General features: G+C 69.3%; 22 protein-coding genes and 2 pseudogenes. 10 read left to right on the top strand and 14 right to left on the bottom strand.

Going from position 1 to position 25,137, the window contains the following annotated elements; genetic code table 11:
• Positions 1-21: 21 nt before the first annotated feature.
• Positions 22-1,149: a galactonate dehydratase gene (gene dgoD / locus ABZ656_RS19220; protein WP_360269386.1), complete on the bottom strand. Its 1,128-nt coding sequence runs from the start codon at positions 1,147-1,149 to the stop codon at positions 22-24.
• A gap of 244 nt (positions 1,150-1,393) precedes the next feature.
• On the opposite strand from dgoD, the gene msrA reads away from it, so the two are divergent.
• Positions 1,394-1,906 (top strand): peptide-methionine (S)-S-oxide reductase MsrA, encoded by a 513-nt coding sequence (gene msrA, locus ABZ656_RS19215; RefSeq protein WP_101406679.1) that lies wholly within the window; start codon positions 1,394-1,396, stop codon positions 1,904-1,906.
• A gap of 105 nt (positions 1,907-2,011) precedes the next feature.
• Here msrA and ABZ656_RS19210 read toward each other — a convergent pair whose 3' ends face one another.
• On the bottom strand, positions 2,012-2,899 hold the full coding sequence (locus ABZ656_RS19210) for a helix-turn-helix transcriptional regulator (protein WP_360269384.1): 888 nt from the start codon (positions 2,897-2,899) through the stop codon (positions 2,012-2,014).
• Positions 2,900-3,031: 132 nt separating this feature from the next.
• Here ABZ656_RS19210 and ABZ656_RS19205 point away from each other — a divergent pair, with 132 nt between their 5' ends.
• On the top strand, positions 3,032-3,955 hold the full coding sequence (locus ABZ656_RS19205) for an SDR family NAD(P)-dependent oxidoreductase (protein ID WP_360269382.1): 924 nt from the start codon (positions 3,032-3,034) through the stop codon (positions 3,953-3,955).
• Between the two features lie 126 nt (positions 3,956-4,081).
• On the opposite strand, the gene ABZ656_RS19200 is transcribed toward ABZ656_RS19205, so the two are convergent.
• The 4 genes from ABZ656_RS19200 to ABZ656_RS19185 all read right to left on the bottom strand — a co-directional run bounded on the left by ABZ656_RS19200 (position 4,082) and on the right by ABZ656_RS19185 (position 7,992).
• A complete protein-coding gene (locus ABZ656_RS19200) occupies positions 4,082-4,876 on the bottom strand; it encodes an SDR family oxidoreductase (RefSeq protein WP_101406682.1) in 795 nt (264 codons plus the stop codon).
• 494 nt (positions 4,877-5,370) lie between these two features.
• Positions 5,371-6,285 (bottom strand): RNA polymerase subunit sigma-70, encoded by a 915-nt coding sequence (locus ABZ656_RS19195; protein WP_360269379.1) that lies wholly within the window; start codon positions 6,283-6,285, stop codon positions 5,371-5,373.
• Between the two features lie 11 nt (positions 6,286-6,296).
• On the bottom strand, positions 6,297-6,851 hold the full coding sequence (locus ABZ656_RS19190; RefSeq protein WP_101406683.1) for a dihydrofolate reductase family protein: 555 nt from the start codon (positions 6,849-6,851) through the stop codon (positions 6,297-6,299).
• Between the two features lie 442 nt (positions 6,852-7,293).
• Entirely contained in the window at positions 7,294-7,992 is a 699-nt protein-coding gene (locus tag ABZ656_RS19185; protein ID WP_101408337.1) for an SDR family oxidoreductase, read from the bottom strand.
• A 1,066-nt stretch (positions 7,993-9,058) separates the two neighbouring features.
• Here ABZ656_RS19185 and ABZ656_RS19180 point away from each other — a divergent pair.
• Positions 9,059-9,439: pseudogene (locus tag ABZ656_RS19180) on the top strand (DUF899 family protein); the annotation flags it as partial.
• A gap of 112 nt (positions 9,440-9,551) precedes the next feature.
• Here ABZ656_RS19180 and ABZ656_RS19175 read toward each other — a convergent pair.
• Positions 9,552-10,048 (bottom strand): annotated as a pseudogene (locus ABZ656_RS19175) (IS5 family transposase); the annotation flags it as partial.
• Positions 10,049-10,064: 16 nt separating this feature from the next.
• Positions 10,065-11,516: a PucR family transcriptional regulator ligand-binding domain-containing protein gene (locus tag ABZ656_RS19170; protein ID WP_101406685.1), complete on the bottom strand. Its 1,452-nt coding sequence runs from the start codon at positions 11,514-11,516 to the stop codon at positions 10,065-10,067.
• Between the two features lie 104 nt (positions 11,517-11,620).
• Between ABZ656_RS19170 and ABZ656_RS19165 the strand changes: the two genes are divergently transcribed.
• The 3 genes from ABZ656_RS19165 (at position 11,621) to ABZ656_RS19155 (ending at position 15,092) form a co-directional block, all read left to right on the top strand.
• Positions 11,621-13,156, top strand: a complete 1,536-nt coding sequence (locus ABZ656_RS19165) for a cytosine permease (protein WP_101406686.1) — start codon at positions 11,621-11,623, stop codon at positions 13,154-13,156.
• Positions 13,157-13,234: 78 nt separating this feature from the next.
• Positions 13,235-13,636 carry a nuclear transport factor 2 family protein gene (locus ABZ656_RS19160; protein WP_360269376.1) on the top strand — a complete coding sequence of 134 codons (402 nt, stop codon included), beginning with the start codon at positions 13,235-13,237 and terminating at the stop codon, positions 13,634-13,636.
• A 16-nt stretch (positions 13,637-13,652) separates the two neighbouring features.
• Positions 13,653-15,092 (top strand): gamma-aminobutyraldehyde dehydrogenase, encoded by a 1,440-nt coding sequence (locus tag ABZ656_RS19155; RefSeq protein WP_360269374.1) that lies wholly within the window; start codon positions 13,653-13,655, stop codon positions 15,090-15,092.
• A 60-nt stretch (positions 15,093-15,152) separates the two neighbouring features.
• Here ABZ656_RS19155 and ABZ656_RS19150 read toward each other — a convergent pair whose 3' ends face one another.
• Positions 15,153-16,019, bottom strand: coding sequence for a helix-turn-helix transcriptional regulator (locus ABZ656_RS19150; RefSeq protein WP_101406689.1), 867 nt, complete (start codon positions 16,017-16,019; stop codon positions 15,153-15,155).
• 55 nt (positions 16,020-16,074) lie between these two features.
• Here ABZ656_RS19150 and ABZ656_RS19145 point away from each other — a divergent pair, with 55 nt between their 5' ends.
• Together ABZ656_RS19145 and ABZ656_RS19140 are read left to right on the top strand one after the other, a co-directional pair.
• Entirely contained in the window at positions 16,075-17,400 is a 1,326-nt protein-coding gene (locus ABZ656_RS19145; protein WP_360269372.1) for an MFS transporter, read from the top strand.
• A 264-nt stretch (positions 17,401-17,664) separates the two neighbouring features.
• A complete protein-coding gene (locus ABZ656_RS19140; RefSeq protein ID WP_360269370.1) occupies positions 17,665-18,522 on the top strand; it encodes a hypothetical protein in 858 nt (285 codons plus the stop codon).
• A gap of 290 nt (positions 18,523-18,812) precedes the next feature.
• On the opposite strand, the gene ABZ656_RS19135 is transcribed toward ABZ656_RS19140, so the two are convergent.
• Positions 18,813-19,562: a TioE family transcriptional regulator gene (locus ABZ656_RS19135; protein ID WP_101406692.1), complete on the bottom strand. Its 750-nt coding sequence runs from the start codon at positions 19,560-19,562 to the stop codon at positions 18,813-18,815.
• A 58-nt stretch (positions 19,563-19,620) separates the two neighbouring features.
• Here ABZ656_RS19135 and ABZ656_RS19130 point away from each other — a divergent pair, with 58 nt between their 5' ends.
• Positions 19,621-20,877, top strand: coding sequence for an erythromycin esterase family protein (locus ABZ656_RS19130; protein WP_360269368.1), 1,257 nt, complete (start codon positions 19,621-19,623; stop codon positions 20,875-20,877).
• A 24-nt stretch (positions 20,878-20,901) separates the two neighbouring features.
• On the opposite strand, the gene ABZ656_RS19125 is transcribed toward ABZ656_RS19130, so the two are convergent.
• The 4 genes from ABZ656_RS19125 to ABZ656_RS19110 form a co-directional block, all read right to left on the bottom strand.
• Positions 20,902-22,065, bottom strand: a complete 1,164-nt coding sequence (locus tag ABZ656_RS19125) for an NAD-dependent formate dehydrogenase (RefSeq protein WP_101406694.1) — start codon at positions 22,063-22,065, stop codon at positions 20,902-20,904.
• A gap of 138 nt (positions 22,066-22,203) precedes the next feature.
• Positions 22,204-22,632 (bottom strand): dihydroxyacetone kinase subunit DhaK, encoded by a 429-nt coding sequence (locus ABZ656_RS19120; RefSeq protein ID WP_360269366.1) that lies wholly within the window; start codon positions 22,630-22,632, stop codon positions 22,204-22,206.
• A 320-nt stretch (positions 22,633-22,952) separates the two neighbouring features.
• Positions 22,953-23,462, bottom strand: coding sequence for a hypothetical protein (locus ABZ656_RS19115; protein ID WP_360269364.1), 510 nt, complete (start codon positions 23,460-23,462; stop codon positions 22,953-22,955).
• A gap of 277 nt (positions 23,463-23,739) precedes the next feature.
• Positions 23,740-23,922, bottom strand: a complete 183-nt coding sequence (locus ABZ656_RS19110) for a glycoside hydrolase Chb (protein WP_129592364.1) — start codon at positions 23,920-23,922, stop codon at positions 23,740-23,742.
• A gap of 97 nt (positions 23,923-24,019) precedes the next feature.
• Between ABZ656_RS19110 and ABZ656_RS19105 the strand changes: the two genes are divergently transcribed.
• Positions 24,020-25,006 (top strand): L,D-transpeptidase, encoded by a 987-nt coding sequence (locus ABZ656_RS19105; RefSeq protein ID WP_360269362.1) that lies wholly within the window; start codon positions 24,020-24,022, stop codon positions 25,004-25,006.
• The last annotated feature ends 131 nt before the right edge of the window (positions 25,007-25,137 follow it).

Genomic DNA, 25,137 nt, shown 5'->3' with positions numbered 1-25,137 from the left:
GGACGGGCAGCCGCGTGGCGCTCAGCATTCGGCGAAGGAGCCGTCGGCGTGCCGCCAGACGGGGTTGCGCCAGGCGTGGCCGGACCGTTCGGCCGCGCGGACCGCGTCCTCGTCGACGGCGAGGCCGAGTCCGGGCAGTCCGGTGCGGTGCGCCTGGTCGTCGACGAAGCGGCAGGGTTCGGTGTCGACCAGGTAGGAGAGCAAGTCGGCGTCCTTGTTGTAGTGGATGCCCCGACTCTGCTCCTGGATCAGGAAGTTGGGCGTGGCGAAGGCGACCTGGAGGCTGGCTGCCGGCGCGATGGGACCGAGCGGGCAGTGCGGCGCCAGGTGGGCCCCGAAGGTCTCGGCGAGCGAGGCGATCCGGGTCACCTCCGATATCCCTCCGGCGTGCGACAGGTCCGGCTGGGCGACGGCGACGCCCGCGGTCAGCACCGGGAGGAAGTCGGCCCGCCCGTACAGCCGTTCGCCGGTGGCCGACGGTACGGACGAGGCGGCGACCAGCCCGGGCAGCAGGTGTGCCTGCTCGGGCAGGACGGGTTCCTCGACGAACAGCGGGTGCAGCGGGGCCATCTCGTGGAGCACACGCCGCGCGTTGGCGGCGCTGAAACGGCCGTGGAAGTCGACGGCGACGTCTCGGTGCGGGCCCAGGGCCTCGCGCACGGCCGCCACGCGCTCGACGACGGCAGCCGTCTCGGCGGGGCTGCCGATCGGCGGGGTGCGCCCGGCGGCGTTCATCTTGACGGCGGTGAAGCCGGCCTCCACCTGGGCGGTGACCTCCTCCTTGAGCCGCTCGGGTTCGTCGCCGCCGACCCAGGCGTACACCCGGACGGTGTCGCGGACCGGGCCGCCGAGCGGGGTGTGCACCGGCACCCCGAGGGCACGGCCCGCGATGTCCCACAAGGCCTGGTCGATGCCGGCGACGGCGCTGGAGAGGACCGGGCCGCCTCGGTGGAAGCCGCCCTTGCTCAGCACCTGCCAGTGGTCCTGGATGCGCAGCGGGTCCTGGCCCACCAGGTACTCCGCCAGCACCTCGACGGCTGACCGGACCACCTCGGCCCGGCCCTCCACCACCGGCTCGCCCCAGCCGACGACGCCGTCGTCGGTCTCGATGCGGCAGAACAGCCACCGGGGCGGACGAGCACCCCTCAAGCCTGTCTATATTAATTGCTAATCAACTTAAAAACGGGATCTCGCGGTGGCGTAGACACCGCCCCCGGGACGGTTTCCGCAGGCTGCGGCGGTGCCCCGTCCCCGGCTGATCGCCGACGAGGCGGGCGGGCACGGAATTGTTTGGAACCCTCGCGTGCTGATGAAGCCAGAGGGCATGGGATGCCGCCGGTGTGCGAGCCGAGCAGCCCGAGTGACCGAGGCGACAGACATTGGAGGGGCCGAAATGGCAGCGCAGACGCAGAGGGCCGTACTGGCGGGCGGATGCTTCTGGGGGATGGAGGACTTGACCCGCCGGCTCCCGGGCGTGACGGCGACCCGGGTCGGATACACCGGGGGTGACGTACCGAACGCCACGTACCGTAACCACGGCACCCACGCGGAGGCCATCGAGATCCTTTTCGACCCCGAGAAGACCGACTTCCGCGCGATCTTGGAGTTCTTCTTCCAGATCCACGACCCGAGCACCAAGAACCGCCAGGGCAACGACATCGGTCTCAGCTACCGCTCGGCGATCTACTACGTGGATGACGAGCAGAAGCGGATCGCCGAGGACACCATCGCGGACGTGGACGCCTCCGGCCTGTGGCCGGGCAAGGTCGTCACCGAGGTCGAGCCGGTCGGCCCCTTCTGGGAGGCCGAACCCGAGCACCAGGACTACCTGGAGCGTTACCCCGATGGCTACACCTGCCACTTCCCGCGCCCGGGATGGCGGCTGCCCGCCCGCGCGGAGGGCTGACCGCACGGAGGCTGACCGCGTGAGGTGGCAGTCGGCTCACCCAGCGTGACGAAGAAGGACGCGTGTGTCGGCGACCGGACCGGTCGCCGATGTCCGGGGAGCACCTCAGGGCATGGTGCGTCCGGGCATTCGGGTCTGGTCGCCCGCGGGCCGTGTACCGCCGACATGGTCGGGGGCGTTCATGCTGGCCAGCAGGCGCAGGCGTTCTTCGGAGGCGCTGCCGGGCCGTGCGTGGTAGGTGATCAGCGTTTGCCCGCCAGTGCCCGGGACCAGCAGCTTTTCGTAGTGCAGTTCCAGCGGGCCGGCCTGGGGGTGACGAAGCAGGCTGGTGCCCGTGGTCTTGTGTTTGACGTCCTGCCGGGCCCAGAGAGTGCGGAAGCGCTCGCTGCGCAGGGAGAGCTCTCCGACGATCTCGACAAGGCGCGGGTCCTCGATGTCCGCGCCGACCACCGAGCGCAGGTACGGGACGACCCGGGCGGTCATGTCTTCCCAGTCCTGGTGGAGTTCCCGCATCTCGGGTTCCAGGAACGCGGCCAGAATGCCGTTGTGTCCCGGCGCGTTGAAGGGTGAGAGCGCGATGGCGAGGCTGTTGGCGGCCAGGACGTCCATGTATGCGCCGTGGATGTACGCCGGGGTGAGTGGCCAGGAGTCGATGAGCGTGCGCATGCCGTCACCGACCTGCTCCGGCTTGCGAGGCCGTTTGCGCCGCGGGCTCTTGCGTGTGGCGATCTCCAGCAGGTAGGTCGTCGCCTCCTCGTCCAGTCGCAGGGCCCGGGCGATGCTGCGCAGGACCTGCTCCGAGGGGTTCCTGTCGCGGCCCTGCTCCAAGCGGTTGTAGTAGTCGGAGCTGATGCCCGCGAAGAAGGCGACCTCCTCGCGGCGCAGCCCCGGGACACGCCGGTTGCCCTGATCCCAGGCTTCGTCGGGCTGGACCAGTTCCCTGCGGGCGCGCAGATACCGGCCCAGTGCGTTGGCGTCTGCGGTGGCTGTCATGTTTCCAGCGTACGAACGCGTTCCGGGTTCATGGGTGGCCCTGTCAGTCCCAGTCTCGACCCGTCCTGGTTCACCCCACACCGGTCGGCGCACCATGACGGCGCAGTTCGAACGACCGGAGGAACGCATCACATGTCCCAGCTCTTCACGACCCCACTCGGCCGCGACAGCACCGCCTCGGAGGTGATCGAAGGCGTCGACCTGTCAGGCAGGCGCGCTATCGTCACGGGCGCGGGCTCGGGCATCGGAGTCGAGACCGCCCGCGCTCTGGCGGCAGGCGGCGCCGAGGTCACGCTCGCCGTCCGACGTCCGGAAGCCGGCGAGCAGGTCGCGGCCGATCTGCGCAAGGCCACAGGGAACGACGCGATCCACGTCGCCCGTCTGGACGTGGCCGACCTGGAATCGGTGCGGGCGCTCGCCACCGGCTGGCAGGGGCCGCTGCACATCCTGATCAACAACGCCGGCATCATGATGCCGCCGGAACTCGAGCGGGGCATCGGCGGCCACGAGCAGCAGTTCGCCACCAACTACCTGGGGCACTTCGCCCTGACCCTGGGGCTGCACCGCGCCCTCGCCGACGGCGACGGCGCGCGCCTGGTCTCGGTCTCCTCGAGCGGCCATCTCTTCTCTCCCGTCGTCTTCGACGACATCGACTTCCGCTTCCGCCCGTACGACGCGCTCGTCGCCTACGGCCAGTCCAAGACCGCCGCCATCCTCCTGGCCGTCGAGGCGCAGCGCCGCTGGTCCGGCGACGGCATCACGGCCAACTCCCTGCACCCGGGCGCGATCGCCACCAACCTCCAGCGGCACACCGGAGGCCTTCGGACCCCCGAGCCGTACCGCAAGACGATCGAGCAGGGGGCCGCGACCACCGTGTTCCTCGCCGCTTCCCCGCTGGTCGAAGGCGTAGGCGGCCGCTATTTCGAGGACGTCAACGAAGCGCCTCGCGTCCGTGCCCGGCCCACCCAGTTGGGCGTCCCCGGCGTGGCCCCCTACGCGCTGGACCCGGCGAACGCCGAGCGACTGTGGGAGCTGGCGAGCGACATCGTCCGCTGACCGGCAGAAGACCCTGGACGTCCACAGACTGCTCAGCGACACCGTCACGCAGATGGGTCCGGTCGGCGCGGGGCATGATGAACGTTCCGACCTCTTCGGACATGGGTGATGGAGTTCGGGCCATACCTAGGGGAGGATGGAATCGACGTACCCTCCGTCGACCCGCAGTGCGCCGCCTGTGGTGGCGGACGCCAGGTCGGAACTCAGGTACACCACCATGTTGGCGATCTCCTCTGGTTCGATCAGCCGCTGCAACAGCGACTGCGGGCGGTGCTCTCGCATGAAGGCTCGCTGCGCCTCGTCCCAGGGAAGGTCACGGTCGACGAGCTGGTACACGAAATCCTCCACACCAGCGGTGTGGGTAGGGCCGGCGATGACGGAATTCACGGTGACGTGGGTCCCTGAGGCGTGCTTTGCGAAGCCACGGCCGACCGCGAGCAGGGCGGTCTTCGACATGCCGTAGTGGATCATCTCGGCGGGGATCACCACTGCGGAGTCACTTGCGATGTATTGGACTCGGCCCCAGCCCCGTTGGATCATCTGCGGCAGGTAGGTACGGGTGAGACGGACGGCGGCCAGCACGTTCACTTCGAAGTAGCGACGCCATTCGTCATCCGTGATCTCCAACGGGTCCTTGGCGCCGAAGATGCCGAGATTGTTGATGAGGATGTCGACGTCCGGCAGGGCTTCCCGGGCGACGACGGCGCCTTCCTCGGACGCGACATCGGCGGTGACCGGAAGGAAGTCGCCGTCCGGCACGTCGGCTCTGAGGTGTTTGATGGCGTCCTCGACCCTGTCCCGGTCGCGTCCGTTGACCCCGACCCGCGCGCCGGCCCGCGCGAGTCCGGCCGCGATCGCGGCTCCGATGCCTTGGGTGGATCCCGTCACCAGCGCGGTCCGTCCCGTGAGGTCCAGGCGCATGTCTTTCCCTTCCCGACGTGGGTTCGGCGGCTGTCAGCCGTCATGGCACTTCTTCTCCTCGGAATGACCGATCATGTCCGGAAACCCTGGGATGGGGCAGTACGGGTGACTGGGGTGGCGGTGGATTCCACGATCGTCGTGCCCACCAACATGCCGCCGGGGCCCGCCGCCCGCCGATCGGGGCATGCGGTTCAGGACCGCAGGGCTTCTCCTTGCGGATCAAAGCAGATGAGCCCGTGCTCGTGAGCCAATGCGGCCGCGTACTCAGAGGCTTCCTCGGCCCCGCTGTAGGACATGCGCAGATGGACGACCGGGCCCGGGGCATGGCAACGGCGGTGCGATCACGTCCTCCGAGTCCAGGTAGCGCTCATAAGGCTCGTCGAAGACCGAGCCTGCCTCGTCGTTGTCGCGCGGACGCCAGGTGAACTCCTGGTACTCCAGCCGTAGATCGTGACCTTCGGCGCGGCTGTCCAACCCCGAGCGGGTCTTCGCGCTCACACGGACGCTGGAAAGCCGAACCGCTTGACAAGTCCCGGATCTCCGAAGGCGATGATTCTCGCGATGCCCGCCGGGGTCACGGTGAGCAGGAGGATGCCGTAGGGCTGACCGTCGCGGTAGCCGACCGCCGCCGGCCGGCCGTTCGCGCTGGTCGGCAGCAACCGCCACGTGCCCGGCGAGCCCAGGACCCGCTGCACGAGAAAGGGCACGCAGGTGGCGCGGCCGGAGAACCAGGTGCGCCAAGGTGTTGCCTCGACCCTGGCATCGACACGCAGTAGCTGTTCGAGCGCCGCGCCGTCGGCCTCCTCGACTGCGGCGATGTAGTGGGCGAGGACGGCGCTCAGTTCGCCGGGCTCGACCGATTCCCCGACGTCAGGTGGCGCCTGTTCCAGTCGCGCACGCGCGCGCTGCAGCGTGCTCTTGACCGCTGCCGTGCTGATGCCCATCACCTGCGCGACGTCCGCTGCCGGCCACGCCAGGACGTCGCGCAGGATGAACACCGCCCGCTGGCGGCCCGGCAACTGCTGGAGCACGGCGATCAGCGTGATCCGCAGGCTGTCGCGCGCCGTGACGATCGCTGCCGGGTCGAGCATCGAGTCGGGAATGGGCTGAACCCACTGCGCTTGCGCAGCCATCGGTGGGTTCATGGGGTCATCAGCAGGTCCGCCGAGGCCCGACGGCAGGAAACGCCTACTACGGTGCGACAACGCGGAAAGGCATGCGTTGGTGGCGATCCGGTGGAGCCAGGTACGCACCGACGACCTGCCCTCGAACGTCTCGTACGAACGCCAGGCACGCAGGTAGGTCTCCTGGACCACGTCCTCGGCGTCGTCCACCGATCCGAGCATGCGATAGCAGTGCGCCAGCAGCTCGCGCCGGTAGGGTTCCGTGTCCGTTGCGAAATCGCCCATCCCGATCGACATTACGGGGCGTAGGTGAGCGTGACGACGCCTGTCGCACTCGGCGTTGCGGCCACGAACCGCAGCGAGCCCGGCAGCGCACCCTCGAAGAGCCGCTTTCCCGCGCCGACGACCAAGGGGTGGACGCCGAGGTTCAGCTCGTCGATCAGATTGTGCTGGAGCAGAGTTCGCATGAGCGTGGAACTGCCGTACATCACGATGTTGCCGCCGGGCTCCTGCTTGAGCTTCGCGACCGTCTGCGCCGCCTCACCGGTGAGGGCGATGGCGTTCCAGGGCAACGGGCCGCGCAGGGTCCTCGTCACGACGAGTTTGGGAATGTTGTTCATCGCCTCGGCATACGGCCCGGTGTTGCCCGACCAGGCCTTCTCGATGATCTCAAAGGTCGCCCGCCCCAGCAGAAAGGTGTCGCTCGCCAAGAGCGCGTCGGTGGCCCGCCGGCGTGAGGGATCGTCGAAGTAGTCCAGTGCCCAGCCGCCGCGTTCGATCTCGCTGAATCCGCCCGGATCCTGGACCACACCGTCAAGCGTGACGAATGCCCCCGCGATGAGCTTGCGCATGATGGTCTCCGTTCTCGGGGTCGGACGTTCCGGCCCTCGAATATGAAGACTCGGGTCAGCTCCGAAAGGAATCGGTCGGCGTGTCGGGACCGGCCGGGGATTCGGTGCCGCAAGGTCTGGATGAAGGACCACTCGTCATCGATGCTGCGGTGGAGCGCCGCTTCGGGAAATGTCCTCGCACGCGCGACGGTGCCCTCCCGCAACCGCTCGAGGATGGCCCACGCCTCACGGAATCCGTCGGTGTCGTCGGGGCGCATCCTCGCCCGCTCGGGCATGCGACGGTTCAGTTCGGCTTCGACGAGCGGTGCGATGTCGACGCCGTTCACGACGACGTTCTTCAGTTCGCCGTTGATCTCGACGACACCGGCTTCGTAAGGAAGGGCAGGAACGAACGCGCAGCCCCGGCCTGCTCGACGGCCGGGATCACAGTGGCCTTGGGCACTCACCGATTGGCGTACAGCTCGTCCAGTCCCCCCGAGAGCGCGGCGCGCACCTGGCGGGTGACATCGTCGACCAGCACTTCGGGTTCATCATTGAGCAGCCCCGTCATCGCCGCCTCGGCCACGTCGCCCGCAAGGATTTTCGGGGAGTCGACGTCCGCCGCCAAGTCGGTGTCGACATAGCCGGCATGCACGCCGACCACCAGCGTGCCCTGCTCCCGCAGTGCCAGCCGGAAGGCGTTCGTCAGCGACCACTGAGCGGACTTGGAGGCCGCGTAGCTCGGATACCGCCGATTGGCCACCCACGACGCCACGGACAGCATGTTCACCAGCGCTCCCCCGCCATTGGCGGCCAACACGGGCGCGAACGCACGCGAGACAGCCCAGGTGCCGAAGTAGTTGACCTCCATCTCGCGCCTGGCACCGTCCAATGAACCCTCCAGAAGGGACGGGCCACCGGTGACCCCGGCGTTGTTGATGACAATGCTGACATCATCGGCGGCACGTGCGGCTGCGGCGACCTGCTCCTCGTCGGTGACGTCCAGTCGCAACGGGGTGAGCCCGGAGGCCAGGACGGTCTTCGGGTCCCGGACACCGGCGTAGACCTTGGCTGCGCCGTGAGCGAGCAGGGCCTCCGTGAAGGCCATTCCGATGCCGCGGTTGGCTCCCGTGACAAGGGCTACCGAACCATTGATGTCCATGATCATCACTTCCGTCGGCGAATGCGGAGGACTCTCTTCTTCAACGCCAGTACTCCGGTCTTCAAGGCTAGTACTCCAGCCGGACTTCTGTATTTCTCCTGGTCAACGGCCTGGCGGTGGGGAGTTTAGCGAGGGTTTGGCATGGGTGGGACGGTCTTGGGCCGACGGTCCCACCAACGAGTGCCCGCGCCGCATGTAATGACAGCGTCGGGCACGCGCCTGGTGGGGACGCCGCCGCCATCGGAACCAGTTCACGGCGAGGAACGCGTGGGCGAGCATGGCCAGCGTGATGTGCCGGTACCAGCCCACGGAGCGGCGGCCCAGTCGTAGAACCGTTCGCCCATGGCTCCCGGCCCCGCCGACAAGCGTTCCCGGTCGCCTGTCCAGGACTTGGGCAGGTAGAGCTAGTGCCGCAACAGGCAACGTTCGCCCCGTCGCGACGCCCGGCACGCACTCTCGCCGCACCGGACGAAAGCCCAAGTACGTCCAGTACGAGGACTTCCGGCCGGCACGCCGAGAGCACGCACCGGACGCCGCTCCTTGACGGGCAAACGTTGCCTGCCGCGGCACTAGCGGTCGAGCAAGGCGTTGCCGCGGGCAGTGGCGCAGGCGGCGAAGACACCGGTCTGGCGACTTCTCTTTCCGCCCGACCGTGCCGGAGTACCGGCGCTGCGCCCCTGCAGAGGTGGTGCCCTTCTTCACGAAACCGGGTGTCGGCGAGAATCAACACGTTGCCTGCCTGGCCGAGTTGTTCGGTCCGGCTGGTCGTGTGAAGTTGTCCGGCGTGCCGATGACGGCGGGCGGATCGTGGACTGGCTGCGGACGCTTGGGCCGCACGCCTCGGACCCCGCCGATGAGTTTCTGTCGGCTGCCGGGTCAGTACGGGCACTGCTACGAACAAGCCGCCGGTCGTCTCCCGCTCGGAGTGGCCGGCCGCGAGCGACACCCTGCGCGCCCGGGAGACACACCCGGGAGGGCGATGCGATCGCCGCCGCACGGCGACGGCTTCCCATGACCGAGGTCGCCCCGTCGACTCCGCTCGTCGGGAAGCAACGGAGAAGTTCCCCTGATCGACGCCTTCGACGGCCGTACCCAGCTGTTCACGTCGTACCACATGTGGCACGACGGCCGCCCAGCCGCCGACCAATGTGAGGGCTGCACCTTCTTCACCGGCCAGGTCCGCGAACTGTCCCATCTGCACCAGCGTGACGTCACCTTCGCCTCCTTCTGCCAGGGTCCCTACGAGGGGTCCGAACGCTACCGCCGCTTCATGAGCTGGGAGATGCCCTGGTACTCCGTACCCGCCGAGTCCCATGAACGGCTCCTCGCCGGCCGCCGCTTCGGCATGAAGGCGTGCTACCTCCGCAACGGCGTGTACGAGACGTACTGGACCACCGGCCGAGGTGTCGAGCGCATGACACCCTCCTACGGCATCCTCGACATGACCGTCTACGGACGGCAGGAGATCCAGGAGATCTGGGAGGACTCCCCGACAGGCTGGCCGCAGCCGTACGAGACCCGCGGCGAGCAGTTCCGCAAGGACGGACGGCCGACCGCGCAATCTGGCGTCCGCGCAGGTGACGGCGGTTGCGCAGGGAGGAGTACGCCCTGTCGCCGCCGAGGTGATCCGGCCGGGTCCGGGGACGTCCACCGCCGAGTCGGCCGACCCGGATTCGTTCCATGACGGGGATGAGCTGCGGGGCGTCGCCCCACTGGCCCGGGGTGATCAGTAGGGCCAGAGGGCGGCGGCCGCCTTCCCCGGCGAGGTGGATCTCGCAGGTCAGGCCGCCCCGGAGCGTCCAAGTCCCTCGTCGGGGCGGTGCTGCCGAGGCGTGCGTCTTTTCCCGGCACCCTCGGGGGGGCTCTTGCGCGCTCCGGCAGCGTGCTGGTGGGCTCGGCAGGAGGTGGAGTCCACGCTCACCATCGACCAGTCGATGCGGCCTTCGGCGTCGGCACCGGCCAGGACGGCTGCGAAGATCTTCTCCCAGGTGCCGTCCGCCGACCATCGTCCGTGCCTCTCGCACACGGTCGTCCACTTGCCGAAACGCGCCGGCAGACCCCGACGAACCCGCTCAGTCGGTGAGGCCCAGCGCCCCCGCCGCCTGGATCGCCAGCCAGACCTCGGCCAGGGCCCCCGTCGACGTCAGATCACGATCCGCGAGAGCGCCGAAGCGGCGCAGCCGGTAGGCGAGGGTGTTGGGGTGGATGTGGAGCGCCGCCGCAGCCGTCTCGGTACGGCGGTCGCGCTCCATCCAGGTGCGGGCGGAGACCAGCAGCTGCGAGTCATGGGCCTCGTCGTAGCGCAGGACCTCGCCGAGCACGTGCTCGACCAGCGCGGTCAGGACAGCGGGGTCGTCGGGCAGCCACCGGCCCGTCGAGTCGTCGCCGTATCGGACGACCGGGCGGCCCGACTCCACCGCCTTGGAGACCGCCCAGAGCGCCTCGCGCTGGGCGATCTTCAGTGCGGCGCCCGGCAGGAAGGGGCGGCTGATCCCGGCTGCGACGGCCGGCAGCTCACCGACGGCCACTGCCAGCTCCGGCGCCCCCAGGACGTAGCGGTCCTCGCCTCGGGTGAGCAGCAGATGGGGTTGGTCCTCCAGACAGCGCAGCAGTGCCTCGTCGGTGGTGTGGCGCACCACGAGGAGTACGGTGTCGCCCTCGATCGCGTGCCGGGCGAGCCGGCGGCGTGCCGCCTCCGGGTCGAGCACCTCCTGCAGCAGTTCGGCCAGCGTCTCGGCACCCTCGCGGCGCAGCGTCTCGCGCTCGTTGCGTACCATCGCCAGCCGCAGCGCCGCCACGGTGGCGATGTGCTGGACGACGGCGAGTCCCGAGGGTTGGGCGCCCTGACGCTCGTACGCGACGAGAAAGCCCGCCGGGCCCCCGGGCGCGGGCACCGGGAGGACGAATCCGCCGGGGATCGTCGGTGGAGCGTCGACGGAAGCGGGCAGGACAGCGGGATCCGGTACGGGAACGCCGGGCAGGAGGGGACGGCCCTGCGGTGTGCAGAGGTAGACGTCGTAACCCGACAGGCCTTCGAGACGGCGCAGAAGTGTCGGCGTGTCGAGGTTCTCGGCGACCAGCCAGCGCAGCGCGCCGAAGACCTGGAGCTGCGCGCCCAGCCGGTGCCGGGCGTCCTCCTGGGCCGCGGCCGCGATCTCTTGGGCGACAGCGATGAACGGAACGGCGAGCGGCACTTCGAGGACCGGGAAGCCCCGCTCCTCCGCCGCCTGGAAGAACGCGTCGTGCAGCGGGGGCATGTGCAACTGCGCGGAGAGCGCCAGAGCGGATACCCCGGCGTCGTCCAGCCGCTCCAGATAGGCACGCTGTCCGGCCGCGGTTCGGGGGACCGCCAGGCCCGCCGTCATGATCACCTCGGCGCCCAGGAGCCAGGGCGTCGGATCGGCGAGCTCGCTGGCGTGCGCCCAGGACACGGACCGGTTCAGACCGCCGCTGCCGGCCTTCACGGAGAGCTGGAGCGCCGGGAAGGAGAGCAGGTCCCCGACGGTGAGTTTGTTGCTGGCCACACAAAACAGCGTACGTCTCCGTGATGGACACAATTGTCGCTGGTCAGCCATGGGCCACAGACTGTGAAACCGTCCCCCTTGCATGAACGGAAGGTGAAGCGCCCGTGACGAGCTCGATCACCGAAATCGAGACCTATGGTGTCGAGCGAATCCCGGACGAGGACCGCACGGCCCGCCCGATCGATCTGTTCCGGCTCGCCTTCGGCGGTGCCAACACCTTCGCGACCTGTGTGCTGGGCGCCTTCCCGATCCTCTTCGGGCTCTCCTTCTGGCAGGGGCTCGCGGCGACCGTCCTCGGTCTCGTGGCGGGTGCGCTGCTGCTGGCCCCGATGGCGTTGTTCGGCCCTGCCAACGGCACGAACAACGCCGTCTCTTCCTCCGCGCACCTGGGCGTGCACGGCCGGGTCGTCGGCTCGTTCCTCTCCTTGCTCACCGCCGTCGCGTTCTTCTCGATCTCCGTGTGGTCCTCGGGGGACGCGCTCGTCGGCGGCGCGCACCGGCTCGTCCACGTCCCCGAGTCGGACGTCACCTACGGCATCGCGTACGCGATCTTCGCGGGGCTCGTACTCGTCGTCTGCATCTACGGTTTCCGGTTCATGCTGCTGGTCAACAAGATCGCGGTGCTGGCGGCATCGGCCCTCTTCGTGCTCGGTGCCTTCGCCTTCGCGGGGGACTTCGACCCCGGTTACGCGGGAACCTTCACCTCCAGCGCCGACCCGCTGTTCTGGCCGTCGTTCATCGGCGCCGCGCTGATCGTGCTCTCCAACCCGGTCTCCTTCGGCGCGTTCCTCGGTGACTGGTCCCGCTACATCCCGGCCGAAACTCCGCGCCGCCGGGTGATGGGGGCGGCGTTCCTCGCGCAGATCGCCACCCTGCTGCCGTTCCTCTTCGGCCTGGCCACCGCGTCGATCATCGCGTCCAAGGCCGCGAAATACGTCGACCCGGCCGCCCCGAACTACGTGGGCGGACTGCTCGCGATCTCGCCCGGCTGGTACTTCCTGCCGCTCTGCCTGATCGCCCTGATCGGCGGCCTCTCCACCGGCACGACGTCCCTGTACGGCACGGGGCTCGACTTCTCCAGCGTCTTCACGCGCTTCAGCCGCGTCCAGGCCACCTTCTTCATCGGCGCCCTGTCCATCGCGTTCATATTCGCCGGCCGCTTCGCGCTCAACCTCGCGCAGTCCATCTCCACCTTCGCCACGCTGATCATCACCTGCACGGCACCGTGGATGATCGTCATGACGCTCGGCTATGTCACCCGGCGCGGCTGGTACGACACGGAGGCGCTGCAGGTCTTCAACCGCCGCCGGCGCGGTGGCCGCTACTGGTTCACGCACGGCTGGAACTGGCGCGGCATGTCCACCTGGCTCGTCTCCGCCGTCGTGGCGCTCCTCTTCACCAACCTGCCCGGCCAGTTCGTCGGCCCACTGGGCAACCTCGCGGGCGGTACGGACATCTCGCTGCCGGTCGGCCTCGCCCTCGCGGTCGTGCTCTACCTCGCCCTGCTCACTCTGTTCCCCGAGCCGCGCGCCGTGTACGGACCGGCCGGACCCCGCTTCGTCCGGGCGTCGGACGCCCCGGTGCCGCCGATCACCGGCGGTACCGAGGAGACCGTCCCCGAGCCCGCCGTGGCCCACTGAGGCCCCTCCGTCGCCCCCATAACCGACCGCCCCGCCGTTCCGGCCCCGCCGCCGAACGCCCGTGACCAGGAGCCGTGCATGAGCACCACCACCGTCCAGGAAGTCCGGACCGCCGCGGACGCGCTTGTCGCCGCCTTCGCCGAGGGCCGCCTCGACGACTACTTCGGCGCTTTCGCCCCCGACGCGACCTTCATCTTCCACACCACCCCGCGGCGGCTCGGCTCCACGGCCGAGTACCGCGCCCTCTGGCAGCAGTGGGTGGAAGAGGACGGCTTCCGCATCCTCGGCTGCACCTCGTCCGCCCAGCTGATCCAGCACTTCGGCGACACCGCCGTTTTCAGTCACGACGTCAAAACCCAGGTCGCCACCAATGCGGGCGAGGAGACGGTCCACGAACGGGAGACCATCGTCTTCACCCGCGCCGACAACGGCGGCTGGGTCGCCGTCCACGAGCACCTGTCCGCCCGTACCGCCGCCTGACCAGGAGAGACGTTCCATGAGCACCACCTTCCGCAACTACATCGACGGTGCGTTCGCGGACGCCTCGGACGGCCGCACGCTCGATGTGGTGGACCCCACCACTGGTGACATCTACGCGACCTCCCCGCTCTCGGGGGCGGCAGACGTCGACGCGGCGATGGCGGCCGCGGCCGCGGCGTTCCCCGTCTGGCGCGACACCACACCGGCCGTGCGGCAGCGCGCGCTGCTGAAGATCGCCGACGCGATGGAGGCACGGGCCGACGAACTGGTCGCCGCGGAGAGCCGGGACACCGGCAAGCCGCTCCACCTCACCCGCAGCGAGGAACTCGCCCCCGCCATCGACCAGGTCCGCTTCTTCGCGGGCGCGGCCCGCATGCTGGAGGGCCGCTCGGCCGGCGAGTACATGGAGGGAATGACCTCCATCATCCGCCGCGAGCCGGTCGGTGTGTGCGCGCAGGTCGCGCCGTGGAACTACCCCCTGCTGATGGCGGTGTGGAAGTTCGCCCCGGCGCTCGCGGCGGGCAACGCGGTGGTCCTCAAGCCCTCGGACACCACCCCGGCCTCCACGGTGCTGATCGCCGAGATCATCGGCGGTGTCCTGGAGGAGCTGGCACTGCTGGGCGGAATCTTCAACGTGGTCTGCGGCGACCGTGAGACCGGCCGCCTGATGGTGGAGCACCCGACCCCCGCGATGGCCTCGATCACCGGTTCGGTGCGCGCCGGCATCCAGGTCGCGCAGAGCGCGGCCAAGGACGTGAAGCGGGTCCACCTGGAGCTCGGAGGCAAGGCCCCGGCTGTGATCTTCGAGGATGCCGACCTGACGAAGGCGGTCGAGGACCTGGTGGTCGGCGGCTTCTTCAACGCCGGTCAGGACTGCACGGCCGCGACCCGCGTCCTGGTCCACGAGTCGGTTCACGACGAGTTCGTCGCCTCCCTCGCCAAGGCCGCGGCCGACACCAGGACCGGGCTGCCGGACGACGAGGACGTGCTCTACGGACCGCTGAACAACGCGGGCCAGCTCGCCCAGGTCAGTGGCTTCATCGAGCGCCTCCCCGAGCACGCCAGGATCGAGGCGGGCGGCCACCGGGTCGGCGAGCAGGGCTACTTCTACGCCCCGACCGTGGTCTCCGGGCTCAAGCAGGACGACGAGATCATCCAGAACGAGGTCTTCGGCCCTGTCATGACCGTCCAGTCCTTCACGGACGAGGCCCAGGCCGTGCAGTACGCCAACGGCGTCGACTACGCACTGGCCTCCTCGGTGTGGACCAAGGACCACGCGCGGGCGATGCGGATGTCGAAGAACCTCGATTTCGGCTGTGTGTGGATCAACACCCACATGGCCCTCGTCGCCGAGATGCCGCACGGCGGGTTCAAGAAGTCCGGCTACGGCAAGGACCTCTCCGCGTACGGCTTCGAGGACTACACCCGGATCAAGCACGTCATGACGTCGCTCTGACTTCCAGGAACCCTGACATCCAGGAACCCGTCGGCCGTGCTCGAAGCATCGGCTGCCGGGTCAAGAGCTGTGCGACCTGGGGCCCGTCTTTTGGATCAGGCCTGGGTGTCCGGGCGGGTCCTGCGGGGGCGCCCAGGTCGCTCGACCACGCAGGCGGCTCGTGGATCTAACCCCGGGTCCGATGCGATAGGTTCCCGGTGTCTGGCCCATGGTGCGGCTGAACGTGTCGATGAACGCACTGGTCGTGGCCCATCCGCACTGTCGTCCCGTTTCGCTGACACTCGCTCCCTCCGCCAGCAGCACCATGGCGTGAAAGACCCGGATGTTGGTCCTCCATTGCGGATACGTCATGCCGAACTCGGTCCTGAACAGCCGGGCCAGGGTGCGCTCGCTCACACCGATGCGCCGTGCGAGCCAGGCGGCAGTCCGCGGCTGCCGCAGGTCCTCGGTCACCAGCGAACACGCCTGCCTCAGCAGGGAGTTGGTGGGGGTGGGCAGCGTCAACGGCTCGACGAGGGCCCGCCGCAGCCGGTCCCGCAGCACGGCACGCAGGCGCCGTGCTTCCTGCTCTGACAGGGACGGTTCACTGCACGCGATGATCAGCTCGCGCACCAGGGCGTCGACGGCCACGACGACCGGTGTCCGCGACCTCAGCAGCATGTCGTGGGCGGCGAAGCCGAGCGTGTGCACAGAGCTGTGCCCGTGTACCCGGTGCTGATGCCAGATGCCCGCGGGAATCCACATGGCGCGCGCGCTGGACGCCACCCAGGACGCCTCACCCGTCCGCACCGCCAGCACGCCGGCGCTGACGTAGAGAAGCTGGTGATAGCCATGCTGGTGGCGGCCGATGACCTCACCCGCGAGGTGGGCATGGGTGCTGTCCTTGGGTTCCGCCGCCGCCTTCTCTGCCTGACTGTTTTCCGACATATGACGGCAGATTAACGGAAGCGGCGCACCGTGCGGTCCTGCGAGCGTGATGGCCATGCCCACGACGTCTCACACCCCGCGTGATCTTCCTCCCGCCGCCCCGCCGACGCTCAAGGTCCGGCTGGCCTCCGGTCTGCGCGGCGTCGCCCTCGACACCCGCCCGCTGGCCCACCCCGTCTTCCGGCGCCTGTTGATCGGCCAGAGCGCGGCATACGTCGGGACCATGGTCACCGGCGTCACCATCCCGGTGCAGATATACGCACTGTCGCAGTCGTCGCTGTCCGTAGGGCTGACGGGACTGGCCGGTCTCGTGCCGCTCGTGGTCTTCGGGCTGTACGGCGGCGCCGTCGCCGACCGGTTCGACCGCCGTCTGCTGTACCTGGCCTCGGCATGCCTCACCTGGGTGACCACACTCGCCCTGCTGCTTCAGGCAGTCGCCGATCTGCGCTCGGTCCCCCTCATCCTCGCCCTCGTCGCCGTCCAGTCCGGCGCCTTCGCCGTGTCGTCCGCCGCCCGGGGCGCGATCATTCCCCGCATCGTTCCCACGCCCCTGGTACCTGCCGCGAACACGCTGTACTTCACCGCCGGCAATGTCGGGCAGGTCGCCGGGCCGCTTGTAGCGGGCATCCTGATCTCGCTGCCGAACGGCTACTGCTGGGCATACGGCGCCGACGCCGTCCTGTTTTCACTCCTGCTGTACTCGGCCGTTCATCTGCCCCCGATCATGCCGACCGGACCGGGGGCCCGGACCGGTGGGCTGCGCTCGGTCTTCGACGGGCTGCGGTTCATCGCTGCCGCCCCCGTGCTCTGGATGTCCTTCGCGGTCGACATCGCGGCGATGGCGCTGGCCATGCCCACCGCCCTGTTCCCGGAAGCGGCGCAGGTGCGTTTCAGCGGAGGGGTGGGGCTGCTGTACTCGGCCATCGCCATCGGGTCGATCGCGGCCGGGCTGTTCAGCGGATGGATCGGACGCGTGCGCCGCCAGGGCAGGGCGCTGGCCATCGCCGTCACCGCCTGGGCGGCGGCCATCGCCCTCGCGGGCACCGTCCACCACCTCCTCGCCGCCGCGGCCCTACTGGCCGCGGCCGGGGCGGCGGACCTCGTCAGCGCGGTCTACCGCGAGACGATTCTGCAGACCTACGCACCTGACGCCATGCGCGGCCGTCTGCAAGGCGTCTTCACCGTCGTCGTCGCCGGCGGTCCCCGGCTCGGAGACCTGCGCGCCGGCGCCATGGCCTCCGCCACCGGTCTCGGCGTCGCGTGGACAGGCAGCTCACTGCTCTGCGTGATCGTCGTCATCGTCGGCGCACTGCTTGTACAACCGTTCTGGCGCTATGACGTCACCGCGGCACAGCCTCCGTCCCCCCTCCCCTCTGCCTGACCGACCTCAACCAGGACCCGAACCGGCGCAACCCGCTGCTGTCGAGGATTCGCCATGCGATCCGGCAAAGAGGACCGCACGCGGCTCCGGCACCCGGACACGTACGGCACACACGCGAGGGGCCCGGAGAATCCGCACAACAGCGCCACACGGACTGCACACAGGCTTTCGAAAGCCTCGTTAGCGTTGCTGGCTGCTCGATCCCACGTGCGAACGTGACCAGGCCCGGCGGGGCGACGGCAAGTGAACTCAGGAAGACCGCAAATGGACTACTGCTCCTCGTGTCGCCGGCATCTCAACGGCGCCCTGGTGTGTCCCGGGTGTGGTGCCTACGCTCCGGACATCGCACCGGTCATCGCCGACGGTGACGTCGTCCCGACCTGGGCCGGCATGGCGACGACGGGCACAGCGGTGAGCGCATCGGTGCCGTGGGAGTACACGGCCTCAAACACGTGGCACGACGGCCGTCTTCGTGACGAGGCAGCGGCCGGGGCCGGCCTGGAGGAGGCCCCGCAGACCGACGCGTACGGCGACTTCGAGGGCGCGTCGCCCGCACCACAAGGGCGGGCGGCGCGGCGTCGCCAGCTGGCCCGCTGGAAGAAGAACCAGCGCCGGGCCGTGGTGGCGACTGCCGTCGCACTCGTCGGAGGTGGCCTGACCGTCGCCTCGATGGACCGGAACTCCGCCGACCGAGCACAGGCGGCCTCGGCGCCGGAGGTCAAGGCCATGGGCACCGCGGACGAACAGGCGGCTGAGCAGCCCCGCCCGTCGTCGACACACCCTGAAACCCGCCTGTCCTCGCACACTCCCCCCTCGCAGTCACTCACGACCGACCTTCCGCGCCGGGAGTCCGCCGCTGCCCCGTCCCACGTCGCGCCGCCGAGCGCTCGGCCGTTCGATGCTGCCTCTCCTCATCCGACGGCGACGTCGGCGACCCCGGGGCCTCGGAGCGCCGCCCCGTCCTCCGTTGGAACGGTGCCCGACCGCACCACTACGGCGGCGAAGGAGACGTCCGCGCCTGCCCGCTCCGATGACACGGCCTCGGGAGCACCGCAGGCGAGCCCCGCGCCGACGACGACTTCACCCTCGCAGATCTGCCTGCTCCTGGTGTGCCTCGGTTGAATCGCGCCGAGCCGCGCGTCCCGCACGCTGAGGAAGGGCCGCCTGCTCGTCCGCGAAGGCACCCCGGTTCGAACCGCAAAGCGACTCGAACCGCAAAGCGAGCCGACTCCACGATGCCGGCCGTCGCACACCCGCGCCGGCCCGTCGCGGTGCGACGCCGTGTCCACCTCGTACCCTTCAGGAAGGACAGCCATGGCCAACGGCGGTGACCCCGCACGCACGACAACGTTGCCTGGCGGCGACTGCGTCGTTCCGGTTCAGTAGGCGTCTTTCAACCTCGAAGGCGCAGGTCAGGCCCTAGTCGGTCTGAGCTCGTGGAGGTACGCCTCGAGCTCGGCGGCCCCGGCCAGCATCGCGCGTCCGCGGGCGGACAGCCGACCGTGCCAGTCGCGCAGGGCGGCCTGCAGCGGCTCCAGGCCGCCGGCCGCCCGCACCTGGGCGATCAGCGGGGCGATCTGCTCCAGCAGGTAGCCGCCCCGCCTGAGCTGGTGGGCCAGCCGGGCGTCCCGCACGTCGGCCTCGTCGTAGATGCGGTAGCCGGTCTGCGGGTCGCGGCGTGGGCTCACGAGTCCGGCGCGCTCCCATTTGCGCAGCGTCGCGGGTCGGATCCCGAGCTTGCCTGCCAGCGGCCCGATGAACGTGCCGTCGGCCCCAGGCACCGTGGTCGGCTCGGGCTCGGACGCCCCCGTGGGCTCCAGGTCGCGGAGGGCGCTTTCGACGGCCTGGAGGGTCCGGCGGTCGTCGAGGAGTTGGGCGTGGCTCTCGTCGATCAGGCGGAACGCCTCCTCAGCCGCGCCCTGGTTCACCGCCCGCATGATCGACGTCGCCGTCTGATGGCCGTGGCCGGGCACCAGGGCAAGAAACGCGCGCAGGGCTCCCGCGTGCAGCGGGGTGTAGGTGCGGTAGCCGTGGGGCGTGCGACCGGCGGCCGGAAGGATGCCGGCCTCCTCGTAGTTCCTGATCGCCTGCGTGGACAGACCGTGCCCGCGCGCCAGATCAACCGGCCTGAGTCGCTCGCGGATTTGAAGGTTTCGTCCCATGAGCCTGCCGATGTCGCGGAAAAGTTTCAACCGATGGTTCAACGATAGCGTTGAAGGCATGGCCACCGACATCAAGGACACCGCCCAAGCCGTCGAGACCGCCGCCGTCATGAGGCTGCTCCCGGCCCGGCCCCGGCTGCTCGCCCTGGGCGAGCCCACCCACGGCGAGGACACTCTGCTCGACCTGCGCAACGAGCTCTTCCGGCAGCTTGTCGAGCAAGAGGGCTACCGGACGATCACGATCGAGAGCGACTGCATGATGGGCCTGGTCGTCGACGACCACATCACCTCGGGCACGGGCACCCTCGACGAAGTCATGGAGCAGGGAATCAGCCACGGTTGGGGCACCTTCGCGGCCAACCGCGAGCTCGTGCGCTGGATGCGCGCCTACAACGTCCGCGCCGACAACGACGGCCGACCCGCGTCCGAGCGGCTCCGCTTCGCCGGTTTCGACGGCCCGCTGGAGATCAGCCACGCCGCGAGCCCCCGGCAGGCCTTGACCGCACTCCACGGCTACCTCTCGGCCCGGGTGGACGCGGACCTGCTCCCCTGCACCGCGGACACACTCGACCGCCTGCTCGGCACCGACGGCCGGTGGACCGATCCCGCCGCGATGATGGACCCGGGCCAGTCCACGGGGCAGTCGGCCGAGGCCGACCAACTGCGGCTGCTCGCCGACGATCTGGTGGCACTGCTCGACCAGCAGACGCCGCACCTGCTCGTGACGACCTCGCGGGACGACTGGGACCGGGCGCGCCTGTACGGGCGCACCGCGACCGGCCTGCTGCGCTACCACCACTGGATGGCCGACACCTCACCGGCCCGCATGACCCGGCTGCTGGGCGTCCGGGACCAGATGATGGCCCACAACCTTCTCGGCGTCGCCGAACGGGGCCCGGCGCTCATCCACGCCCACAACTCCCATCTCCAACGGACCAAGAGCTCGATGCGGATGGGCGGCATGCCGCTGGAGTGGTGGAGCGCCGGTGCGCTGGTGAGCGCCCGGCTCGGCAAGGAGTACGCCTTCGTGGCCACGGCCCTCGGCACGATCCGGCACCAGGGAGTGGACACCCCGCCGCCGGACACCGTCGAAGGACTCCTCTACGCGCTCCCGGAGGACCGCTGCGTCATCGACGCCGCGCGGCTGGCCACCGCCGTCGGCGAGACGCGGCCCGCGCCCCGCGTCTCCCCCTGGTTCGGCTACGCCCCGCTCGACCCGGCCCACCTGGCGGACAGCGACGGCATCGTGTTCGTCAGGGACGTACCGCAGAGCCGGCCCCGGCCATTCAGCGGAATTGGTCGAGCCGACACCTGACGGCGGAAAGGCACTCGAGGTGCGTTATCCGGCAACCGTGTAGGAGCGCGCTCCCGTCCCGGCAAGCCCACCACCGTCGACGATCAGGTAGTCCGGGCGGATGGGGCGCCCGTCGAACCAGCATTCCAGGATCTCCCGGGTACCCGCGGCGTAGCGGGCCTGCGCCGAGAGGGTCGAACCGGACACGTGCGGGGTCATCGCCTCGTGCGGCATGGTGCGCCAGGGATGGTCGGGCGGTGGCGGCTGCGGATACCAGACGTCACCGGCGTAACCGGCCAGTCGGCCGCTGTTGAGGGCCCGCACCACGGCGTCCCGGTCGACGATGAGCGCGCGTGCTGTGTTGACGATGTACGAACCGCGCTTCATGACTCCGATCAGGTCGTCGTCGAAGAGGTTCTGCGTCTGCGGATGCAGCGGAGTGTGGATCGACAGCACGTCGACCGAGGAGGCCAGCGAGCGAGCGTCGGGATGCCAGGTCAGCTCCAGTTCCTCCTCGACCTCCTTGGGCAGCCGGTGCACGTCGCTGTAGTGCAGCGTGACGTCGAACGGCTGGAGTCGGCGCAGTACCGCCTGGCCGATACGGCCGGAGCCGAGAACACCGACGTCCATGCCTTCGAGGTCGTAGGCGCGCGAGACGCTGTCGGCGATGTTCCAGCCCTTCTTGGCGGTCACCCAGTCGTGGGCCGGCATGTAGTCGTGCACCAGAGTGAGGATCTGCATGACGGCGTGCTCGGACACGCTGATGCTGTTGCTGTAGGTCACCTCCGCCACCGTCATGCCGTGGTCGATGGCGCTGGGCAGGTCTACGTGGTCCGACCCGATCCCCGCCGTGATCGCGAGTTTGAGCCGGGGAGCGGAGGCGATCCGCTCGGGGGTCAGATAAGCGGGCCAGAAGGGCTGCGAGATCACCACGTCGGCGTCGGGCAGCTCGCGGTCCAGGGTGGAGTCCGGTGCTTCCTTGTCGCTGGTGACGACATAGGTGTCGCCTCGGTCCTCCAGGAACCGGCGTAGTCCCAGTTCTCCCGAGACGCAGCCGAGAAGCTGCCCCGGGGTGAAATCTATGGTTTGTGGAGTCGGCGTTGTCTGACCGCCCGGATATCCGGTGATGGCCGGAATCTCGTCGCGGGCGTAGTCGGGAGGATATCCGCCCACGGGGTCGGGATAGAGCACCGCAAGGATCTTTGCCATGGCCGTCCTCCATCGGTGGGGCCTCCGCTCCGGCTGAACCGGTCGGATACCGATGATCTTGAATTTTAGTTGAGCATGCGTCGGCGCTGCAATGTTCCGCGGCCCCGCAGTGGCCCCGAGGAGACCGGATGAGCCCCCTCAGAACACGCGGATCGGGATCTCGGCAGGGTCGGCGAGCAGATCGGAGATCTCGTCTTCCAGCCGGACCAGTGTGATGGAGACGCCGGCCATGTCGAGCGAGGTGCAGCACTCGCCCACGTAGCTGCGCCCGATGTCGATGCCTCGCTCGGTCAGCTGTTTGTGGGCCCGTCCGTACACCAAGTAGAGCTCGCCGATCGGTGTGCCGCCGAGGCCGTTGACCATCAGTGCGACGCGGTCGCCGGAGGAGTACGGCAGGTCGTCCACCACCGCGCTGACGAGCTCGCTCACCATCGCGTCCGCCGACTGGAGCTTCTCCCGCTTCCGGCCCGGTTCGCCGTGGATGCCCACGCCCATCTCGACCGCGTCTTCGGGCAGGTCGAACAGCGGCGAGCCCTTCGCCGGCGGCGTGCAAGCGGTGAGTGCCATGCCCCTCCTTCGTCGTGCCGGTCCCGGATGCCGGGAGGCGGTCCGGGAGCCAGGGTCCGTCGCCCGCCGTCAGTCACGCGCGTCCCGTTCGGCGGCGACGCGCTCCACCATGAGGAGGAAATCGATGAATGACTTTCAGGCCATCGCGGATCGCGTCGAGATCGAGGCGCTACACGGTGAGTTCACCGACGCGGTGATGATGCGCGACTACGACCGCATCGCTTCGCTGTTCACACCGGACGGCTCACAGCCTCGCCGACGTCGCAGGTGTCCAGCCGACGGTGGGATGTGCCTCCCTGCACGTCTGCCCCGACCGCGGGTCACCGCTTCTTTTCCCCAAGCGTTCGCAGCGGATCCGCGGCAAGGCGGACCGGCTCTGCGAGCGCGGCCTCGTAGGCAGGGCGGGCGAAGACGTACGGGCCCATGGCAAGCTCACCCCACTCCTTACGGAAGGGCTGCCGGAAGGATGACCAGGTGACGGTCTCGGGAGTGGTGGTAATGACCGTCAGCAGGGGCCAGCAGCCCCAGAGGCCGCAGGAGCAGCCCAGGACCGGTGTGGTGCCGGTGGAGGGATCGGCGAACCCCGGGACCGGGTCACCGAGGAAATGGCGTACGGGATCGCCGGTCTCGGACAGACTGAGGCCGCCGTGCTGGGCGAGCAGGAAGCGTTCCTCCTCTTCCGGGCCCTCATCCTCGCTCTCCTGGCGCCAGAGGCCGCGAGTGGCCTCGGCGGCGTACACGCGCAGATCCGTGCCGTCGATACGGAAGCCCCACTGGAGGTCCGACGGCTGCTCGCTGATCGGGTAGTTCAGGAATTCGATGCACTGCATGGCCGTCATCCTGAGGGGAGACGACCCTCCACGCGACATCTTTTGGTGAGCCCGGGCAGGGGTTCTCGTGTCCGTGGCACGCACCAACGCCGACCTCGCCACAGGATGGACGGCTGGACTGCCCCGTCTCCATCGCCCTCGCCCGGTCCGTACCGGCACTCCCCACCGGCACGGACCGGAGCAGCGAGACGAAAATACGGACGGGTTTCGAAGCGCAGCAGGCCCTCCAGTGGCCCGCCCGACCAGTTCGGCGTGGGTGCGGCCGGGGCGGGTCCCCTCAGTGCACCGTGACCGATGCGGTGGTGGCCGATCCGTCGGTCCAGCCGTGGCGGTGGGCGGTCACCTTCACAGTGATCTTCTGGCCCCTGTCGGCCTTCACCAGCACGTAGGTGGACTGGGTGGCACCGGTGATGGTCTTGCCGTTGCGTTTCCAGGAGGTACGCACCGAGACTTGAGACACGCTTTACACGACGCGCGCAACTGCCGCCCACCCCGTCACTGTCTGACAAGGAGTCGGGCCCCGTCAGGGCCGAAGAAGCGAGAGAGCGGGGCACGTCGTGGGACGGCGCAAGGGCGGCATAGGGATCGCACTCGTCACAGGTGTGATGCTGGTGGGCACGAGTGCCTGCGGCGGGGGCAGCAGTGACAAGGCGGGCGGGAACGACGCGAAGGCGCCGGGAAAGCCGAGTGCGAGCGCCTCTCCGTCACCGACTAAGCCCGCGGGCCCGCCGATGCTGCTGGAGACGATCACCCCACAGACGGGAACCACGGTCGGCGTGGCCATGCCGATCTCGGTGGTCTTCACCAACCCGGTGGCGGCAAAGGCACGGGCCACGGTGGAGAAGCACATGAAGGTGAGCGCCTCGCAGCCGGTCGCCGGCGCCTGGCACTGGTTCGGCGACAAGCGCGCCGACTGGCGACCGAAGACGTACTGGCCCTCCGGCACGAAGGTGAAGATCGACGCTGACATGAACGGCGTCAGCAACGGCAACGGACGCTACGGCGTGCACAACTACACACACACCTTCCAGATCGGCGACGACGTGCGCGCGGATGTCTCGGTGACGGGGCACACCATGAAGGTGACCCGGAACAGCAAGCCGGTGCGCACCCTGTCGATCAATGCGGGCAGCGCCGAGTATCCGACGTGGAACGGCACGATGGCCGTCATCGACAAGGAGGAGAAGGTCCACATGACCTCCTGCAGCGTCGGCATCAGCTGCGACAAGGGCAGCCCCAACTACTACGACCTGACGCTGCCCTGGGACATCCACCTGACCCAGTCCGGCACGTACGTCCACTACTCGACCGGCGACCCGAATCCGGGCAGCGGCAGCGCCCGCGGCTCGCACGGCTGCGTCCACCTGTCCATGTCGGACGCCAAGTGGTTCTACGGCCAGGTCAAGCAGGGCGACCCCGTCACCATCACCGGCTCGCCCCGCGCCAAGGCCCCGGCCGACAACGGGTACGCCGACTTCAACCTGGGATGGGACCAGTGGCTCGCGGGCAGCGCGTCCGGGACGGAGACGACCGCGACGCTGTGATGCGCTGCGGTGGCGGCGCCAACCCCGGTGAAGGGGTGGCCGACGCCCACGGCCGGCAGGCGGCCACCGTCGTGATCGTCGGGCGTGTAGAGGTGTGCGGCGAGGTTCAGCCCGCTGCTGGGGAAGGTGGC

Origin of the sequence: Streptomyces sp. NPDC007095 (genome assembly GCF_040634475.1) — a bacterium.
Classification (GTDB): domain Bacteria; phylum Actinomycetota; class Actinomycetes; order Streptomycetales; family Streptomycetaceae; genus Streptomyces.
Note: the sequence above shows the minus strand (reverse complement) of the source record. Positions and strands in the feature narration are given on the sequence as shown.

Excerpts from the sequence above, each read along its gene's own strand:
- msrA (WP_101406679.1), top strand. The coding sequence starts at position 1,394 with ATGGCAGCGCAGACGCAGAGGGCCGTACTGGCGGGCGGATGCTTCTGG.
- ABZ656_RS19210 (WP_360269384.1), bottom strand. The coding sequence starts at position 2,899 with ATGACAGCCACCGCAGACGCCAACGCACTGGGCCGGTATCTGCGCGCC.
- ABZ656_RS19205 (WP_360269382.1), top strand. The coding sequence starts at position 3,032 with ATGTCCCAGCTCTTCACGACCCCACTCGGCCGCGACAGCACCGCCTCG.
- ABZ656_RS19200 (WP_101406682.1), bottom strand. The coding sequence starts at position 4,876 with ATGCGCCTGGACCTCACGGGACGGACCGCGCTGGTGACGGGATCCACC.
- ABZ656_RS19195 (WP_360269379.1), bottom strand. The coding sequence starts at position 6,285 with ATGGGCGATTTCGCAACGGACACGGAACCCTACCGGCGCGAGCTGCTG.
- ABZ656_RS19190 (WP_101406683.1), bottom strand. The coding sequence starts at position 6,851 with ATGCGCAAGCTCATCGCGGGGGCATTCGTCACGCTTGACGGTGTGGTC.
- ABZ656_RS19185 (WP_101408337.1), bottom strand. The coding sequence starts at position 7,992 with ATGGACATCAATGGTTCGGTAGCCCTTGTCACGGGAGCCAACCGCGGC.
- ABZ656_RS19160 (WP_360269376.1), top strand. The coding sequence starts at position 13,235 with ATGAGCACCACCACCGTCCAGGAAGTCCGGACCGCCGCGGACGCGCTT.
- ABZ656_RS19155 (WP_360269374.1), top strand. The coding sequence starts at position 13,653 with ATGAGCACCACCTTCCGCAACTACATCGACGGTGCGTTCGCGGACGCC.
- ABZ656_RS19150 (WP_101406689.1), bottom strand. The coding sequence starts at position 16,019 with ATGTCGGAAAACAGTCAGGCAGAGAAGGCGGCGGCGGAACCCAAGGAC.
- ABZ656_RS19145 (WP_360269372.1), top strand. The coding sequence starts at position 16,075 with ATGCCCACGACGTCTCACACCCCGCGTGATCTTCCTCCCGCCGCCCCG.
- ABZ656_RS19140 (WP_360269370.1), top strand. The coding sequence starts at position 17,665 with ATGGACTACTGCTCCTCGTGTCGCCGGCATCTCAACGGCGCCCTGGTG.
- ABZ656_RS19135 (WP_101406692.1), bottom strand. The coding sequence starts at position 19,562 with ATGGGACGAAACCTTCAAATCCGCGAGCGACTCAGGCCGGTTGATCTG.
- ABZ656_RS19130 (WP_360269368.1), top strand. The coding sequence starts at position 19,621 with ATGGCCACCGACATCAAGGACACCGCCCAAGCCGTCGAGACCGCCGCC.
- ABZ656_RS19125 (WP_101406694.1), bottom strand. The coding sequence starts at position 22,065 with ATGGCAAAGATCCTTGCGGTGCTCTATCCCGACCCCGTGGGCGGATAT.
- ABZ656_RS19120 (WP_360269366.1), bottom strand. The coding sequence starts at position 22,632 with ATGGCACTCACCGCTTGCACGCCGCCGGCGAAGGGCTCGCCGCTGTTC.
- ABZ656_RS19115 (WP_360269364.1), bottom strand. The coding sequence starts at position 23,462 with ATGCAGTGCATCGAATTCCTGAACTACCCGATCAGCGAGCAGCCGTCG.